Genomic DNA, 18,958 nt, shown 5'->3' with positions numbered 1-18,958 from the left:
GCTATATATCCAATTTAAGTAGGAGGGAACCCCATCCATGGCAAAAACGGGAATGTATGTTGGCCTTGATATCGGTACGACATCTGTAAAAGTTGTAGTAGCCGAATACGTTGACAGCCAAATGAATATCATTGGTGTAGGTAATGCAAAATCAGAAGGAATCAACCGTGGGATCATTGTAGATATCGATAAAACGGTACAAGCCATTCAAAGAGCAGTAAGACAAGCAGAAGAAAAAGCAGGAATTCAAATTCGCAGTGTAAGTGTTGGTGTACCAGCCAATCTTCTTGAAGTGGAAAATTGTCAAGGAATGATCGCTGTCAATAGTGAATCAAAAGAGATCACCGACGAAGACGTGCGTAATGTTGCCTCCGCAGCACTCGTTCGTTCTACCCCTCCTGAAAGACAGATCATTGCTATTTTACCGCAGGAATTTACCGTTGATGGTTTTGAAGGAATCAAAGATCCTCGTGGCATGATCGGGGTTCGCCTAGAAATGTTTGGTGTTGTGTATACAGGACCAAAAACCATCATTCACAACATTCGCAAATGTGTTGAAAAATCTGGTTTGATTGTTAATGAAGTAGTCATTACGCCATTAGCACTAACAGAATCGATTTTATCAGACGGTGAAAAAGATTTTGGTACGATCGTCATCGACATTGGTGGCGGCCAAACAACCACAGCAGCGATGCACGACAAGCAATTGAAATTCACCCATGTGAACCAAGAGGGCGGCGAATTTGTCACAAAAGACATTTCGACGGTTTTAAATACCTCTTTCAACAATGCAGAAGCATTGAAGATCAATTATGGGGATGCGTATCCTGAACGCACTTCAGCCAGCGAAGAATTTCCGGTTGATGTGATCGGGAAATCAGAACCAGTGAAAATCGATGAACGCTATTTATCAGAAATCATTGAAGCCCGTATGGAACAAATCTTCACCAAATCAAAAGAAGTCCTAGACGAAATCGATGGACTTGATTTACCGGGGGGCGTGATCTTGACTGGTGGCGCTGCAAGTCTTCCTGGTGTCGTAGATCTTGCTCAAGAAGTATTCGAAACAAACGTCAAGCTTTACGTTCCTAATCATATGGGACTTAGAAATCCTGTTTTCACGAATGTGATCAGTATCGTTGACTATTCGGCAAACTTAAGCGAAGTGTACCAGCTTGCCAAAAGTGCGATCACTGGTGAAAAAACAGTGGCGCAACAGCCCGTTGCTATTCAACAACAAGAAGTGCATTACGAACAATATGAAGCGCCAGAAGAAACTTATGAAGAAGCAGAAGAAGAGAAAAAAGGTGAGTCGATCACAAACCGAGTAAAAGATTTCTTCTCAAATATCTTTGAATAATCTAAAACGATTCTCAGGAGGAAGATAAATTATGGAATTTTCAATTGATAATAACATCAATGACGGCGCTGTGATCAAAGTCATCGGAGTCGGTGGCGGTGGCGGCAACGCAGTTAATCGTATGATCGAAGAAAATGTCAAGGGCGTAGAATTTATTGCAGCCAACACTGACGTTCAAGCGTTAAAAAACTCAAAAGCAGAAACAGTCATTCAATTAGGCCCTAAATATACCCGCGGACTTGGTGCTGGCTCTCAACCAGAAGTTGGTCAAAAAGCAGCGGAAGAAAGTGAAGATTCTATTCGCGAATCATTAGAAGGCGCAGACATGATTTTCATTACCGCTGGTATGGGTGGCGGAACCGGAACAGGTGCTGCACCGATCGTAGCGAAAATCGCTAAAGAAATCGGCGCGTTGACAGTCGGTGTCGTTACTCGTCCGTTTACATTTGAAGGACCAAAACGTGGCCGTTTTGCGGCTGAAGGCATCGCTAAATTAAAAGAGAATGTCGATACCTTATTGATCATCTCAAACAACCGTTTATTAGAAGTTGTTGACAAGAAAACGCCAATGCTTGAAGCATTCCGTGAAGCAGACAATGTCTTGCGTCAAGGGGTTCAAGGGATCTCAGACTTGATCACTGCACCTGGCTATGTCAACTTAGACTTCGCTGATGTGAAAACAGTAATGGAAAATCAAGGCACAGCCTTGATGGGAATCGGTGTTGCTAGCGGTGAAGAACGTGTAATCGAAGCAACGAAAAAAGCGATCTCTTCACCATTACTAGAAACGTCGATCGATGGCGCAGAACAAGTGCTATTGAACATCACTGGCGGATTGGATATGACTTTATTTGAAGCACAAGATGCTTCTGATATCGTCGCTCATGCGGCAACAGGCGACGTAAACATTATCTTAGGTACATCAATCAATGAAGACTTAGGCGATGAGATCCGTGTGACTGTCATTGCAACCGGCATTGACCCTTCAAAAAAAGAACGGGGTTCTCGCTCTAGCAGACAAAGCCAAGGTCAAATTCATTCTATCCCTCAAAAACCAACATTAGATATGGATCAAGCACGCCCAGCGCAAGCAGAAGAAAGCAATGGCTTTGGTGATTGGGATATCCGCAAAGAACAAAATGTACGACCTAAAGTAGAAGAAAACACATTTGAAAATGTAGAAAAGAAAGAATTCGATACCTTCAGCCGTGATGAAGTACGTTCGAATGATGACGACGAATTAAGCACACCACCATTTTTCCGTCGTAAACGCTAGGGGGCAGAGCACATGATTTCTGAGAACTTGCACAAGATTCAGCAAGAGATACAGGATTCCTGTGCTCTTGTTTCTAGAAATGCCAATGATGTCTGTTTGACAGCTGTGACAAAATCCGTCGATACAGAAACAACAAGAGTCCTTTTAGAAAATGGTGTGCGGGATTGTGCAGAAAATCGAGTAGAAAAACTACTTGAAAAGAAGGCAGCACTAAAGGATTATCCAGATGTCCGTTGGCATTTTATTGGCAATTTGCAACGCAGAAAGGTAAAATCAATTATAAATGAGATTGATTTTTTCCATGCGTTAGATTCAATCAAACTGGCACAAGAAATTCAAAAACGAGCAGAGCATCCGATCAACTGCTTTGTGGAAGTGAATGTTTCGCAGGAAGCAACGAAACAAGGGATTTTTGTTGAAGAGGTAATGGCTTTTATTGAAGCACTTGCTTCGTTCGACAAAATTCGTGTTGTTGGATTGATGACGATGGCCCCGCTCACTGCTTCCAAAGACGAGCAGCATCAGATTTTTAAAGAATTAAAAAGGATTCAACAACAGATCGCTGACCTGCATCTTACACATGCCCCTTGCTTAGAAACGAGTATGGGAATGAGTAATGATTTTCCCATTGCGATTCAAGAAGGTGCAACATTTATTCGTGTAGGAACAGCATTATTTCAATAAAAAAGGAGGTTGACCGATGTCGCTCAAAGAGAAACTGACCAATTTTTTTGGATTGACTGACGAAGAAGATTACTACGAAGAAACATTTGCCACGGAAGAACCGGCACGCACAGCGTCTAAACAAGCTGTGAACCAAGGAGGAGCTTTTACAGCCCCCAGAGCAACCACGAATACGTATGCATCTGGCCAAGCGGCAACACGTACAACAAGTCAACCACAAAATCAAGCCTATCAATACAGACAGCAACCACAAGCAGCTGTCTATCAACAAGCCTCAGCTGCGGCTGAACGGGTAAGACCGGTGACGAAGACGGAAGAAAAAGTCGTTCCGATGGCACAACAAAGAAGCAATACGAGAGTCAAAGAAACAAAAGCAAAAGAAACACCCGCACAAGCAGCTGGTAAAATAACGATCGTAGAGCCACGCGTCTATTCCGAAGCGATGGGGATTGCCAAGCAGGTCATCAATGGGGATGCTGTACTTGTTAATTTTCATTTAATTGAAGAGTACCAAGCTCGTCGAATAGTTGATTTTTTAACAGGAACAGTGTACGCTGAAGATGGAGATATCAAGCGTGTTGGCGATGAAATTTTTCTTTGCACGCCTAAGGGTATGGAAATTGAAGGCACTGCCCAAACATTAGCAGATACCAATTTTTTTGATATCTAAAGTGAGGAGGAACGCCAATTTTATTTTTGAGATTCGTTAAATTACTAAGTGATGCTGTTTATCTGTATACCATTTTATTAGTGATCTATGCACTTTTGTCTTGGTTTCCAGGAGGGTATCAATCCGCTTTTGGCCGTTTCTTAGCAAAAGTGTGTGAACCGTATTTGAGTTTATTTGATCGATTGAAATTAAGTTTTGCTGGTATTGATTTTACGATTGCGTTTGCAATTATCGTCTTACAGCTAGCATCACAAGCATTGATATTGATCTTACAATCAATTTTATTTTAACGTAAGGGGTGGTTATCGGTGAACGCAAATGTCTATCAACATTTTCGAAACGATGAACGCCCTTTTATTGATTCCGCTCAAGGATGGATCGAACAAGTGCAAATGCAGTATGCGCCTTACTTAACTGATTTTTTAGATCCGAGACAAGCGTATATTTTAGAAAGCTTGATTCGTCAATCAACGGATTTAAGCTTCCGCTTTTTTGGTGGTTACGAAGCTGCTGAAAGACGACGTTGTTTGATTTATCCCGATTATTATGAGCCCACCACCGATGAGTTTGACATGACTTTGTTTACGATTCAATACCCGAAAAAATTTACGGTGTTGAGTCATGGAAAAGTTTTAGGCACGTTAATGGGGACTGGAGTCAAGAGGGAATACTTTGGAGACATTCTTTCCGATGGTGAAATATGGCAAGTATTCGTTGCCGCTGAAGTCAGTCATTTTATCCAACTCCAAGTGGATAAAATCGGAAACGTCTCGGTGCGCTTGGAAGAAACAAAATACACCGAGTTGATCGTTCCTAAAGATGGCTGGACCGAGGAAAGAGAAACGGTTAGTTCATTGCGTCTTGATACAGTGATCTCTGCCGTATATAACATCTCACGTCAGCGTTCGAAACAGTTGATCGAATCAGGAAAAGTAAAAGTAAACTGGACAGAAGCACTACGACCAGATTTTGTTCTGGATTTACTGGATATCGTTTCAGTAAGAGGATTTGGTCGGATTCAAATACAGGGGTTAGAAGGAACCACGAAAAAAGAAAAAGTTAGATTGTTATTAGGTGTATTACGTAAATAAATCAAAGAGGTGTATAGAATATGGCATTAACTCCATTAGACATTCAAAATAAAAACTTTTCAGTAAAAATGAGAGGATACAACCAAGACGAAGTCGATGACTTTTTGGATATGATCGTCCGCGATTATGAAGAAGCGGTTCAACGCAATCGCGAGTTAGAGAAATCATTGAAACACGCCGAAGAAAAACTAGAGTATTTCAATGAACTGAAAGACGCCTTGAACCAATCCATCATCGTGGCTCAAGATACCGCGGATAAAGTAAAAACAAGCGCAAGCAAAGAATCAGAAGTGATCGTTACGTCTGCCCAAAACCGTGCGGATGAAATGGTTGCTACTGCAGAAAAACATGCCCATGCCTTGATGACCTCAGCGGAAGAAAAAGCCAAAGAGATTTTGACGGATGCAACAGACAATGCCCGTCAATTGGCAACAGAAACAAATGACTTGAAGAAGAAAACCAGAGTCTTCCACAACAACTTATTGGTTATGTTACAAACCCAATTAGAACAAGTGAAGAGCCCAGAGTGGGAAGAGATTTTGGCGCCATTTTCAAGCTACGTGCAAGATTCCCATCAAGTAATCAGAGAAGTTTTATCAAAAGAACTTGACAGTGAAAATGGTTCTGGAGTAAACTCAGAAGCAGTGGACACATTTGATGTGGACGTTGTTGAATCAGATGAAAAAATCGTTGATGTAAGCGAAAGCCCTGAAGTGAAAACATTAGATGATGCGAGAAACTTATTAGACGAATTGAACAAAACAGATAACAACTAAGACACAGAACAGAAAAATTTCTTATATTTTTCAAGCGAGTTTGGGAGAGTGGAAGCCAAATAAAACCCTGTAAGAAATCAGATCATCTGTGAGTTGCGTTCTTTAAAGAGCCGATTATCCAAAGACTCAAGTAGAGAACGACGCCTGATCCCGTTACCGATCATCAAAGAATTGTCTAACGACAATTAAAATTTGGGTGGTACCACGAACACGTTCGTCCCTTGCCAGGGACGGACGTGTTTTTTGCTGTTCATCATCTGCTCTGGTCCGCATTGCGGACCAGAGCAGATGATGAACAGTACTAGGCGACCATAAGGAGCGTAGTAACCAAACGAGGAATTACTAGGATTGATTTTTAAAATCAGTGAGACCTAAACACAAGGAAGTCATGGCAACCAATCCATTTTGATACGTTCAATAGAAGCAATTGATTGGTCGAGTCAATGGATTTAGAAATTATACGGAAACGTAGTGAGACGAAAAGGAGCGAAACAAGAATGAAAATGAAAGAAACACTGCATCTTGGAAAAACCGCTTTTCCAATGCGAGGCAACTTGCCGAACCGCGAAGTGGATTGGCAAAAAGAATGGGAAGAAAATCGATTGTATCAACGCCGTCAAGAATTAAATGAAGGCAAGCCAACCTTTGTCTTACACGATGGTCCTCCTTATGCAAATGGGAACATCCATATCGGACACTCATTGAACAAAATCAGTAAAGACATTATCGTACGTTCCAAATCAATGTCAGGTTTCCGTTCCCCTTATGTACCTGGTTGGGATACCCATGGTTTGCCGATCGAGCAAGTGTTGACAAATAAAGGAATCAAGCGCAAAGAAATGAGCTTGGCAGAATACCGCAAAAAATGTGAAGAATATGCTTTGACACAAGTGGATACACAAAGAGCTGACTTCAAACGTTTAGGGGTTTCTGGTGACTGGGAGCACCCATACATCACACTGACGCCCGATTATGAAGCTGCAGAAATTCGCGTTTTCGGAAAAATGGCAGAAAAAGGCTATATCTACAAAGGATTAAAACCAATCTACTGGTCACCATCTAGTGAATCATCACTAGCAGAAGCCGAGATCGAATACAAAGATGTGAAATCACCATCGATCTATGTTGCTTTCCCAGTCGCAGATGGCAAAGATTTGCTTGATTCAGATACATCTTTTGTTATCTGGACGACGACGCCATGGACCTTGCCAGCGAATCTAGGAATCTCTGTGAATCCAACCTTTGCCTATGTTCAAATCTTGGCTGATGGTCGTAAATTTGTCGTGGCAAAAGATTTATTAGAAACCGTGACGAATGAGATTGGTTGGGAATCTGTCGAAGTATTGCAAGAATTGGCAGGCGATCAATTAGAAAAAATGACGGCGCAACATCCTTTCTATGACCGTACGTCTCTGTTGATGTTAGGGGATCATGTGACATTGGATGCCGGTACTGGTTTGGTCCACACTGCACCCGGACACGGGGAAGATGACTACATCGTCAGCAAAAAATATGGACTGGATGTCTTATCACCAGTCGATAGCCGTGGGGTCTTCACAGAAGAAGCACCAGGATTTGAAGGGGTCTTTTATGACAAAGCCAATCCAATGATCACTGAGCTTTTAGAAGAAAAAGGGGCGCTATTAAAACTAAACTTCTTTACTCACAGCTATCCACATGATTGGCGGACGAAAAAACCAGTCATCTATCGGGCAACGCCACAATGGTTTGCTTCAATTGATAAGTTCCGTCAAAACATTTTGGATGAGATCGAAAAAGTAGATTGGATCATTCCATGGGGCAAAACCCGTTTATACAATATGATTCGCGATCGCGGCGACTGGGTGATCTCTCGTCAACGTGCGTGGGGTGTACCATTGCCAATCTTTTATGCAGAAAACGGCGAAGCCATCATCACGCCTGAAACGATCGAGCATGTGGCAAACTTGTTTGCTGAACATGGTTCAACGATTTGGTTTGAAAAAGAAGCCGAAGAATTGCTGCCGGCTGGCTTTACGCATCCAGGCTCACCAAACGGTAAATTCTCGAAAGAAACTGACATCATGGATGTTTGGTTTGATTCAGGTTCTTCTCACGAAGCCGTGTTACGTCAACGTCCAGAATTGACGTTCCCAGCTGACATGTATTTGGAAGGTTCTGATCAATATCGCGGGTGGTTCAACTCAAGTATCACAACTAGTGTTGCGATCAATGAAGTCGCACCATACAAAGCCGTCTTGTCTCAAGGCTTCACTTTAGATGGCGAAGGCCGTAAGATGAGTAAATCTCTTGGAAATACCATTGCACCAGAAAAAGTGATCAACCAAATGGGTGCGGATATTTTGCGCCTTTGGGTCAGCAGTGTTGACTACGAAGCGGATGTTCGAGTGTCTATGGATATTTTGAATCAAGTATCAGAAGTCTATCGGAAAATTCGCAATACCATGCGTTTCTTATTGGCTAACACGAATGATTTTGATCCAGCAAAAGACAGCGTACCATTTGAAAACTTGCGTTCTGTCGATAAATACATGATGGTTCGTTTGAATCAAACGATCAAATCGATCCGAGAAGATGGTTATGAAAAATACAACTTCTTGCATATTTACCGAACAGTCATCAACTTCTTGACAGTCGACATGTCATCCTTCTATTTGGATTTTGCGAAAGATGTCGTTTATATCGAAGCTGAAAATGATTTCCAACGTCGCGCCATGCAAACCGTCTTTTATCAAACAGCGGTTGCGTTGACGAAATTACTGACGCCGATCATTCCGCATACGGCAGAAGAAATCTGGTCACATTTGAAAGAAGAAGAGGAATATGTCCAATTAGCGGAGTTCCCTGGCTATGATACATTTGCTAACCAAGAAGAGCTGCTTGATTTATGGCGTGCTTTCCTTGATTTCCGTGACAATGTCTTAAAAGCATTGGAAGAAGCGCGTAATGCAAAACTGATCGGGAAATCGTTTGAAGCTAAAGTGACTGTCTATCCAACCGAACCAGTTGCGGCATTACTAAAAGCCATTGATTCAGATATCGCTCAGTTGCTGATCATTTCACCGGACTTCTTAACGATCAAAGAAGCAGGTGAAGCAGCACCAGAAGCGGCCTATCAATTCGAAGACGTGGCGATCTTAGTGGAAAAAGCCGAAGGTGAAGTCTGCGAACGTTGTCGTCAAGTCCGTGTGGATGTCGGTGTAGAAGAGCAGCTACCAACACTTTGCGGCCATTGCGCAGCTATTGTCAAAGAAAACTATCCTGAAGCGGTTGCAGAAGGCTTTGAAAAATAAAAAAACGGAAAAAGATGATCCCATTGTGGGTCATCTTTTTTTGGCTCTTTGTCAATAAGGACTGATGAGTTGTGCAAAATCAAATCTGGGTCAGAATGAACCACATTCTGGCTCAGATTTTTTGTTATCTTACATTGATTAATTGATTGATCAAAAAGATTCTAATTCTCATGTTCTCAAATGATTTAAATCCGTAGGATACTCGTTTCATTGTCTTTATGTGGGTATTCTTCGCTTCTATTTTTCCATTGGAATAAGGATAGATCATTGCGTTGGTGATGCCTTCTTCATAGGTCAGAAGGTTTTGAAGCTTTTCCCGAAAGCTGTCATCTAACGTTTCGGGAAGTTCTGCCAATAAGGAGAAAAATAAGTCAGGGTCTTTGTCTCGAAAGGCTTCAACTAATTCATGAAAAAAGGGATACGCCTCCTTTAGGGGCGGAGAAAACTCAAGCAATCGATCAATCATCATTGCTTCAGTAAGAAATGGGTATTTTGGTGCTCGGAAATTTTTCCATGTTTTGTATTCATAATGGTTGATGTTTGCACGATTTTTTAGCAAAAAGCGCCAGTTCTTTTTCAGTTTTTCTGCCTGGCTTTTCTGTCCGGCTTTACGAAGTTCATTCATTTCACGGATACGCAACTCATTGAACGCTTGATTCATGTGTTTGACAATATGAAACCGATCAATCACGACTTTCGCATTTGGCAGAACACGTTTGGTGAGCTGGAAGTAGGCGGCGTTCATGTCTGTCACCAAGAATTCTACTTCTTCTGGATTGGTACAACCTAAGAAATAGCTTGTTAATCGAGGTAATTTACGCGTAGGCAAAACATCTATTAATTTTCCTGTTTCGCCATCTGCACAAATAAAGCTCATTTTATCTTCTATAGAAGCATGCGAACGAAATTCATCAACCATCAATACTCTGGGGAGAATCTTCTTAGATTGCTTTGGTAAATAGCTTTTAAACTCTTTCAATGTACGAATAACGGTGGTCAAAGATACCTGACAGCTTTTCGCAATAAAAGATAAAGATACTTTTTCAGTCAGTAAAGAAGCAATTTTATATCTAACATGATTTGCGATTGAATGTCTGGGTTGGACAAAATAACTTTGAGCCGTCCAATGGGTTCGGCAGTTTTTACAGGTATAGCGCTGCTTTTTTAGGCGCATAACCAAAGGCATATGATTGTATTGTTCAAAACGGACAATCGTTTCCTTCTTCCCATTTTTCACTATAATTGCTTTCCCGTTTCCATCTACCACAGTAGAACCACAACTTCTACAAGCACGAGGAGTAGGCGAGAGAACAGCATCGACGACCAACGTCTTTTTCTTCTGAAGGGTCTCGTAAGAGACCTCTGTAATCATCAAATCTTTCTCTATTATTCTCAGCATTTTTTTGATAGAATCATTCATATAGCATATCGTCCTCTCAGTTGTTTATTTTGTGGTGATTTAATCATACTAGAGAACGATATGTTTTTTAATACCTAAAATGAAAATGGGGCTGAAGAATCAATTCTGATTCATCAGTCCCATAAATTATAGAGCCCTTTTTTTTGAAATCAATCAAGCTTGTTCCTTGAAAATGGGACATAAGCAGCTGTTTGTGACATCCAAATGAGAAAATCTGCGTTAATTGATAACGATTCTCATTTGTTTGCAATAATTTTACGATAGTTTATTGTATAATAAAAAAACCTTATTAGACGAAGACTCCTGCCTGTGATTTACAAGTAACTACTTGTTCGATGGATGTAAGTAACCCTTTAAGGAAGAAAGCAACGAGATCGGATCAAGTAAAAAAACTTGCCAGATAGAAAATCAGGTTGTAAACTGTTAAAAATCGGAATATTCAGAAAATTGAAAGAAAGTGTGATTCCATGAGTGATTTAGAGATGATGAAAACAACGAACCAAACGATGTACGATGCCGCTTTTGAAAAAGATGCTTGTGGGATGGGGTTCATTGCTCAGAAAAATGGTCATTATTCCCGTGAGCTCGTCCAAAATGCCTTAACGATGTTAGAACGGATGAATCATCGAGGGGGAACTGGCGCTGAACCTGACACGGGGGACGGAGCAGGAATCTTGATGGCGATGCCAGATCCTTTTTTTCAGCAGCGGGCAAAAGAGGAAGGAATCCCATTGCCTGAAAAAAGCGCCTATGCTGTTGGGATGTTTTTTTTACCGAAAGAAAAGCTCCGAGCAGCACAGGTCCAAGAAGAAGTAACTAAAGACATCCAACAAATGGGTTTTACGGTTTTATGGCAGCGCGACGTTCCATATGATTATTATCAGTGTGGGCCGGGGGCGCAAAAAGTCATGCCATCTTTTGTGCAAGTCTTTATTGAAAAGCCTGTCGATGTAGCAGCTGGCCGTCCCTTTGAAGATCAGCTTTATCGGCTACGGCGTAAACTGGAAAAAACATATCATACCGATGAGCTGTCTATCTGCAGCTTGTCCAGTAAGACAGTTGTTTATAAAGGGATGCTGCATGCCTATCAAGTTGGCTTGTTTTTCAAAGATCTTCAAAGCCCAGAAATGACTTCGAGTATTGCTTTGACTCATTCTCGTTTTTCAACGAATACCTTTCCAAGCTGGAGTCGGGCGCAACCTTTTCGTTTCTTAGCCCATAATGGCGAAATCAACACGTTACGCGGGGCGGAAAATTGGATGCATGGACATCAGATCGAAGTCTACGATGACGAAAACTCTGATTCTGCGAAGCTGGAAAATTGTATGGAATACTTGTATCGTCAAGGTCGAGACATTCCCCAAGCACTGTTGATGATGGTGCCAGAAGCGTGGTCTAAAGAAGCTGGCTTGACGCCAGAACTGACGGCTTTTAATGAATACAATGCAAGCTTTATGGCTCCTTGGGATGGACCAGCAGCTTTATGCTTTACCGATGGGGAGATGGTGGGCGCTGCCCTTGATCGTAATGGATTGCGACCATCTCGCTACTCGATCACAAAAGCTGGTTTTGTTGTCGTGGCCTCTGAGTCAGGAGTGGTGGATTTACCAGCGTCGGAAGTGATTGAAAAAGGGGTGCTTGGACCAGCAAATATGTTTTTGGTGGATACCCAAAAAGGGATGATCTTACGAAATCAAGAAATCAAAGCGCATTATGCGAATGCCCATCCTTACCAGGAGTGGCTAGCGGAACACCTATTGACACCAGAGCTGCTTCCTGGGACTGAGAAGCAGGAAGAAACAGCAGACGATGCGATCCAGACCCTTTGGAAACGGAATGGCTACACGGATGAGATCATACGCACGTTGATTTTACCAATGGCTCAAACGGGAGAAGAACCAGTGATCTCCATGGGGTTTGATTCACCCTTAGCTATTTTGAGCGAACGTCCCCAATCCTTGTTTACGTACTTCAAGCAACAATTCGCCCAAGTGACTAATCCACCCATTGATGCGATTCGCGAAAAACTAGTGATCGGTACCGAGCTGTTTTTAGGTCGAGATGGGGATGTTTCAAAGGACATTCGAATCAATTGTAATAAGCTGAAGATTGCTAGTCCTGTGTTAAAAACGAGTGAATATGAAAAAATCAAACAGTTAGATCAAAATGGTCAAAAAGCGGTTTTACAGTCGATTCTTTATGATTATGTACCTGAAAACGGAGCAGCTTTGCAACAAGCGTTAGAAGCGCTTTTTAAAGAAACGGAGCAAAAAATCGATGCTGGGGCAACGATCGTCATTTTAAGTGATCGGGAAGTCATCCAAGCGCAAGAAGGAAAAGTGGCGATTCCGATTCTCTTGGCGGTATCAGGCCTGCACAATTATTTGGTGCGAAAAGGCAAACGTTCCTTGGCATCGATCGTTGCGGATACAGCGGAAGTCTGTGAGGTCCATCATTATGCCATGTTAGTCGGCTACGGAGCAAGTGGGGTCCATCCTTATGGGGCTTACCAGACATTGGCGCATTTTGAGCTTTCAGAGAAGATCGAAAGTTACCGCAAGGCATGTGAAAAGGGCATTGTCAAAATCATGTCACGAATGGGAATCTCAACGATCGCCGGTTACCACGGGGCACAATTGTTTGAAGCGGTTGGTATCTCTGAGAAAGTCATCGCTGAATATTTTACCGGCACGGTTACCCGTATCGGTGGTCTCTCGTTAGCGCAAATCGAGCAAGAATATCTGACGCGTTATGAGGCCGCATATGGTGAAAAACGAATGGATTATCTTGATTCTGGCGGTAGTTTCCAGTACAAAGCCGATGGGGAGCATCATTTGTTCAATCCAAAAACGATCTATGGGTTCCAAAAAGCCGTTCGCACAGGCAGTTATGAGCTTTATAAAGAATATGCGGCGGAAATGAATCAAGAGGCATTGGACAATCCAACGACGTTACGGTCTATGTGGACCTTTGCGAACACAAGACGCAGTATTCCGTTAGCTGAGGTGGAGCCTGTCGAAACGATCGTCAAACGATTTAAAGTCGGGGCGATGTCCTACGGCTCACTAAGTGAAGAAGCGCATCGCTGTATTGCTGAAGGAATGAATGCGATCGGGGCAAAATCCAACAGTGGAGAAGGTGGAGAAAACCGAAATCGTTTCAAACCAGTGGATGGCATTAATTATAATAGTCGTATCAAACAAGTAGCTTCTGGCCGTTTTGGTGTCAACGCCGAATATTTAATGAGTGCAGATGAACTTCAGATCAAAATGGCGCAAGGGGCGAAACCTGGAGAAGGCGGTCAATTACCAGGCAATAAAGTCTTCCCGTGGGTCGCCGAGATTCGAGGGTCTACGCCTGGTGTTCGATTGATTTCACCGCCACCACATCACGACATTTATTCGATTGAAGATCTAGCCCAGCTGATCTATGACTTAAAAGCCATCAATCCGTATGCACGGATCAATGTCAAATTGGTTTCTAGTACGGGCGTGGGTACGATCGCTACCGGTGTCGTCAAAGCTGGCGCAGATGTAGTCGTGATCTCAGGCTATGACGGTGGGACTGGTGCTTCTCCGAGAAATTCGATCCGTGATGCCGGCTTGCCTTGGGAGATGGGGCTTGCAGAAGCCCATCAAACGTTAGCTATGAATCATTTGCGGCAGCGAATGACCTTAGAAACAGATGGAAAATTGATGACGGGTCGGGACATCGCCATTGCTGCTCTTTTAGGAGCAGAAGAATATAGCTTTGCCTCTTTAGCGCTAGTTGCGATTGGTTGTGTCATGATGCGGGTATGCAGTATCAATACATGTCCTGTTGGCATTGCTACACAGAACCCAGCGTTGCGAAAATTTTTTGCTGGAAAACCTGAGCACATCATCAACACGATGTACTTTTTAGCAGAAGATCTACGGGAAACGATGGCTGAGTTAGGCTTTCGTACCATCGATGAGATGGTAGGACATGCGGAATTGTTGACACCACGCTTCGTTGCTAAAGGCAAAGCAAAATCATTAGACTTTTCGAAAATGATTGGGACGACGATCCCAATCGAACGCAAAGTGACCGATCCATTCCTTGAGAAACGTCAATGGCCAGAATTAGATGCTTTTGCACAAGCTGCTATCGACAATAATCAAGAAATCGTGACGAATCATACGATCAATAATGTTCAACGCTCAGTCGGCGCGCGTTTAGGAGGCTGGATCGCGGAACGTTTTGGCAATTATGAAGTTACGCCAGGTCTGTTACAGTTTACGTATCGAGGTATTGCTGGACAAAGCTTTGGGGCTTTTGCCACCCAGGGCATCCAGTTGAAACTGATCGGTGAGGCCAACGATTATGTAGCCAAAGGGTTGAGCGGTGCCCGCTTGATCATTGTGCCACCTGAAGATGCCGCTTATGACGCAGAGCATTCACCAATTGTTGGTAATGTAGCGTGCTTCGGGGCAAATCGAGGCGAAGGCTATTTCCGAGGCATTGCTGGCGAACGCTTTTGTGTTCGTAACAGTGGAGCCAATGTCGTTGTCGAAGGTGTTGGCGATCATGGCTGTGAGTACATGACTGGCGGTGTCGTGGTGATATTAGGAAAAACCGGCCGCAACTTCGGTGCTGGAATGTCCGGTGGCGTGGCGTATGTTTACGACCCCGATCAAACCTTTGCCGATAAATGCAATCGGGAAATGGTTGATTTATATCGGATTGGCGAAAGCGGCGATGACCACCAACTAAAAGAGATGATCCAGCAGCATTTCGCCTATACAGATTCATTGAAGGCGGCTGAGATCCTAGAAGATTGGGAAAATCAGCAGCACCATTTCATCAAAGTCTATCCGACAGAATACCATCAGATGATCCAAGCGACGGAGACCTTGGCGGACCAAGGGTTTGTCGGAGATGAACTTGTGACGAAAGCCTTCGAAGCTGTCGTCGGTCCACAATTGACCATCCCAGGAAAGGAGCGTGACTAATATGGCAGATCCATTTGGTTTTTTAAAGTACCCAAGAGTAGAAAATCCTACCCGACCAGTGGCAGAACGAATCGAAGACTGGCAAGAATTACAGACGCCATTGCCTGAAAATGAGCGTCAAGAGCAAGCAGCACGCTGTATGAACTGCGGGATTCCTTTTTGTCATACCGGTTCTTTTTACGGGGGGCAACGAGCGGTTTCAGGTTGTCCCAATGACAACCTGATTCCTGAATGGAATGACTTGGTTTATCAAGGGCGTTTCCAAGCCGCTTTTGAGCGTCTTGCCAAAACCAACCCATTACCTGAAATGACTGGTCGTGTTTGTCCAGCTCCTTGTGAAAAAGGCTGTACCGAAGCACTGAATGGCTCGGGTGTCACGATCCACGACAATGAACGCTTTATTATCGATACTGCTTTTGAAAATGATTGGGTCAAAGCCTCAGGATTGCCTCAAGAAGCGACTGGGTTCAAAGTTGCCATCGTCGGCAGCGGACCAGCTGGTTTATCCGCTGCATGGCGCTTGAATCAACTAGGGCATCAAGTGACGGTCTATGAACGCAGTGATCGCTTTGGCGGTTTACTGATGTACGGTATTCCAAATATGAAATTAGATAAAGACGTCGTTCAGCGACGGATTGACTTGATGGCAGAGCTAGGCGTGACCTTTGTCGCTAATACGGAGATCGGTCGTGACTTGTCAGCAGAAGAATTGGCCGCTCAGTATGATCGGGTCATTTTGGCAACAGGAGCTAGTGTTCCTCGTGACTTGAAGATTCCAGGGCGTGAATTGACTGGGGTGCAATTTGCAGTCGATTATCTGACGGAAGCAACCAAAGATGTGTTAAAGCATGGCAAAGCGGCAACAAGTAAAAAACTTGCTGGCAAGCATGTTATGGTGATTGGTGGCGGCGACACTGGAAATGACTGTATTGGTTCAGCGATTCGGCAAGGAGCCGCTTCTGTGCGTCAATTGGAGATCACGCCCCAACTGCCATTGACACGGACCGACAGCAATCCTTGGCCAGAATACCCAATGACAGCCCGCACAGGATATGGGCAAGAAGAAGCGGCTGAAGTGCTACAAACACAAGTGACGTATCATGGAGTGTCCACAACGGCCTTTATCGGCGCCGAACGCGGCCAGTTGATCGCCATCGAAACAGTCTCAGTGGATCAACAGTTTCAGCCAATCCCTGGCACAGAGCAAGTGATCAAGGCGGATTTGGTCTTGTTAGCAATGGGCTTTGTTGGTGCAGAGACCCAACTCTTCGATGCCTTTGGTGTGCGAGAAGTGTACGATGATTACACGACGAACAATGAACGAGTGTTAGTCGCAGGAGATGCCAAAAGAGGACCGAGTTTAGTCATCTGGGCGATTCGTGAAGGACGCTTAGCGGCAGAAAAAGTCGATCAAGCGTTACGATCGTTGGTGTATCAATAAGCAATCAATAAAAAACAACCTGAGCAGCTATTCCTCCTTCTGAATTAGAAGGGGAGCAGCGAAATGCTCAGGTTGTTTGCCTGTTAAGCGGTTGGTTCAGATGGATGGGGCTTTGACAGCTGTTCATTTTTTTCCATTGCTGCCTTCGGTAGGCGAATCGAAAAGACGATGGTTTCATCACGGCTTTCCGCCCAAATCTTTCCGCCTAATGCTTCAACGATTTCTTTGGCGATCGGCAAACCAAGACCCGTCCCACCCGTCGCTGTTGCTCGGGAAGCATCCATGCGGTAGAAAGGCTCAAAAATCAAGCCGATCTTTTCAGCTGGGATCGTTTTTCCTTGATTGGTCAAACGAATCAGGATATCATCAGACTCGCTGATGGCTAATCGCAAAGGGGAGTTAGGATAGCTATAATTGATGGCATTGCGGATCAAGTTATCAAAAACGCGTTCCATTTTCTCCGTATCAACGGTCGCAAAGACTTTTTTCTGTAGCTGAAGTTGCCAATGGAGGTTTTTTTCTTCTAACAGCGGCAAAAATTCAAACGTCAATTGTTCCAGCATCAAGCTCAGATCCGTGGTTTCAGTTTGCAAGGCGATCGTTGTAAGATTAAAGCGGGTGATTTCGAAAAATTCGCTGATCAATAGTTCCAGCCGTTGGGCTTTTTGCAAGGCGATCTTCGTATAGCGTGCGCGTAGTTCGGTAGAAAGCTGCGGTTCCTCTTCTAAAAGCGTCAAATAGCCGATCACACTGGTCAAAGGCGTTCGTAAATCATGTGCGAGATAGACGATCAAATCATTTTTTCGTTGTTCCGCTTCTTTGGCGGCTCGTTGATCCTGTAAGTTTTTCTCCCGCAACTGGTTCATTTCTTCTTGCACATCAATCATATTGCTGGAAAGAACGATTCGCTTCGTGGGTTCGGCAATCAGTTGGTTTGTGGCTTGAATCGTTTCATTCAAATAACTGATAGCTTTACTCATATAAAAAATCGTTGTGCTCACCCAAATCAGTAAGGCCCCGATGGCTAAGCAAAGAAGCCAATAGTCAGCAAAAAGTCGTAAAATTTGATAAATGGGTTCATAGCCATACCAGACCCTCATTCCAGCAACGAAGCGTACTGCGAAAGGAATGATGATCAAGATCGCCATCAAGATGCCCGTGGTGATAAAGTATTGGGTCAAGAGCTTGCGGATCAATGGACTTCTATTTTTCAATGATATAGCCGACCCCCCATACGGTTTTGATTAATTTCGGTTTGCGGGGTTGTTCGTTCAGTTTTTCCCGCAAACGGGCGATATGTGCCATCACTGTGTTATTGTTGTCTAAATACTTTTCTTTCCAAACTGCTTCAAAAAGGGTTTCCGAGGCAACGACCGATCCTTGGTGTTCAAATAAGTAAAGCAAGATTTTAAATTCGATGGGGGTCAAGAAAACCTCTTTGCCATAAAGAAAACATTGGTGGCTGTTGATTTTCAACAGTAAGCCTTCCTTTTCGTATTCTTCAATCTTCTGGGGATTCGCTGACTGGTTGTAACGCTGGTATCGCCGCAGCTGCGTTTTGACCCGAGCAACGACTTCTAAAGGATTGAAGGGCTTGGTCACATAATCATCTGCCCCAAGGCTTAGACCGGTGATTTTATCCAAGTCTTCCCCTTTTGCCGTGAGCATCAGTACTGGGAAAAAGTGGGTCTTACGAATTTGCTGCAGCAGCTGAAAGCCGTCGATATCCGGCAGCATCACATCTAAAACCGCCACGTCGACCGTTTCTTTTTCAAGATAAGCCAAAGCGCTCGTTCCATCATAAAAAGGTTCTACTTGGAAGCCTTCATTCCTTAGAAACGTCGTGACTAACTCCGCGATTTCTTTTTCATCATCAACAACAATTATTTTTTCTGCCATCCTTGATTCACTCCAACTATCTACGATCATTTTTCATTTACACTACCATTTACTCTACACCCATCATACCGTAAT

General features: G+C 43.5%; 13 protein-coding genes and 1 other annotated feature. Of the genes, 10 read left to right on the top strand and 3 right to left on the bottom strand.

Annotated features, from left to right (window positions below):
• The first annotated feature begins 37 nt into the window (after window positions 1-37).
• The 8 genes from ftsA (at window position 38) to ileS (ending at window position 9,150) form a co-directional block, all read left to right on the top strand.
• A complete protein-coding gene (ftsA, locus tag QN079_RS12335) occupies window positions 38-1,360 on the top strand; it encodes a cell division protein FtsA (RefSeq protein ID WP_005228814.1) in 1,323 nt (440 codons plus the stop codon).
• Window positions 1,361-1,391: 31 nt separating this feature from the next.
• Window positions 1,392-2,636 carry a cell division protein FtsZ gene (gene ftsZ, locus QN079_RS12330; RefSeq protein ID WP_005228816.1) on the top strand — a complete coding sequence of 415 codons (1,245 nt, stop codon included), beginning with the start codon at window positions 1,392-1,394 and terminating at the stop codon, window positions 2,634-2,636.
• 12 nt (window positions 2,637-2,648) lie between these two features.
• A complete protein-coding gene (locus QN079_RS12325) occupies window positions 2,649-3,320 on the top strand; it encodes a YggS family pyridoxal phosphate-dependent enzyme (RefSeq protein WP_074536072.1) in 672 nt (223 codons plus the stop codon).
• A gap of 16 nt (window positions 3,321-3,336) precedes the next feature.
• The gene (locus QN079_RS12320; RefSeq protein ID WP_010749764.1) at window positions 3,337-3,990 is read left to right on the top strand and encodes a cell division protein SepF; all 654 of its coding nucleotides are present in this window, start codon (window positions 3,337-3,339) and stop codon (window positions 3,988-3,990) included.
• A 26-nt stretch (window positions 3,991-4,016) separates the two neighbouring features.
• Window positions 4,017-4,280 (top strand): YggT family protein, encoded by a 264-nt coding sequence (locus QN079_RS12315; protein ID WP_005228822.1) that lies wholly within the window; start codon window positions 4,017-4,019, stop codon window positions 4,278-4,280.
• Between the two features lie 18 nt (window positions 4,281-4,298).
• Complete coding sequence (locus tag QN079_RS12310; RefSeq protein WP_010749763.1) at window positions 4,299-5,081, top strand: YlmH family RNA-binding protein; 783 nt, start codon at window positions 4,299-4,301, stop codon at window positions 5,079-5,081.
• A 20-nt stretch (window positions 5,082-5,101) separates the two neighbouring features.
• Entirely contained in the window at window positions 5,102-5,857 is a 756-nt protein-coding gene (locus QN079_RS12305) for a DivIVA domain-containing protein (RefSeq protein ID WP_005228824.1), read from the top strand.
• Window positions 5,853-6,082, top strand: a binding site (T-box leader). It overlaps the preceding gene by 5 nt.
• A gap of 272 nt (window positions 6,083-6,354) precedes the next feature.
• Window positions 6,355-9,150, top strand: coding sequence for an isoleucine--tRNA ligase (gene ileS / locus QN079_RS12300; RefSeq protein ID WP_289229844.1), 2,796 nt, complete (start codon window positions 6,355-6,357; stop codon window positions 9,148-9,150).
• Between the two features lie 124 nt (window positions 9,151-9,274).
• Here the strand turns inward: ileS and QN079_RS12295 are convergent, their stop codons facing one another.
• Window positions 9,275-10,570 carry an ISL3-like element ISEfa11 family transposase gene (locus QN079_RS12295; protein WP_289229717.1) on the bottom strand — a complete coding sequence of 432 codons (1,296 nt, stop codon included), beginning with the start codon at window positions 10,568-10,570 and terminating at the stop codon, window positions 9,275-9,277.
• Window positions 10,571-11,037: 467 nt separating this feature from the next.
• Here QN079_RS12295 and gltB point away from each other — a divergent pair, with 467 nt between their 5' ends.
• Both gltB and QN079_RS12285 read left to right on the top strand, forming a co-directional pair.
• Entirely contained in the window at window positions 11,038-15,543 is a 4,506-nt protein-coding gene (gene gltB / locus QN079_RS12290) for a glutamate synthase large subunit (protein ID WP_289229843.1), read from the top strand.
• 1 nt (window position 15,544) lies between these two features.
• Window positions 15,545-16,984, top strand: a complete 1,440-nt coding sequence (locus QN079_RS12285) for a glutamate synthase subunit beta (protein WP_289229842.1) — start codon at window positions 15,545-15,547, stop codon at window positions 16,982-16,984.
• An 83-nt stretch (window positions 16,985-17,067) separates the two neighbouring features.
• On the opposite strand, the gene vanS is transcribed toward QN079_RS12285, so the two are convergent.
• Both vanS and vanR-C read right to left on the bottom strand, forming a co-directional pair.
• A complete protein-coding gene (gene vanS / locus QN079_RS12280) occupies window positions 17,068-18,198 on the bottom strand; it encodes a vancomycin resistance histidine kinase VanS (protein WP_301996014.1) in 1,131 nt (376 codons plus the stop codon).
• Window positions 18,188-18,883 carry a vancomycin resistance response regulator transcription factor VanR-C gene (gene vanR-C / locus QN079_RS12275; protein WP_005228837.1) on the bottom strand — a complete coding sequence of 232 codons (696 nt, stop codon included), beginning with the start codon at window positions 18,881-18,883 and terminating at the stop codon, window positions 18,188-18,190. The genes vanS and vanR-C overlap by 11 nt, the downstream gene beginning before the upstream one ends.
• Window positions 18,884-18,958: the final 75 nt, after the last annotated feature.

The organism is Enterococcus sp. FZMF (assembly GCF_030263915.1).
GTDB classification, from domain to species: Bacteria; Bacillota; Bacilli; order Lactobacillales; family Enterococcaceae; genus Enterococcus_D; species Enterococcus_D casseliflavus.
Note: the sequence above shows the minus strand (reverse complement) of the source record. Positions and strands in the feature narration are given on the sequence as shown.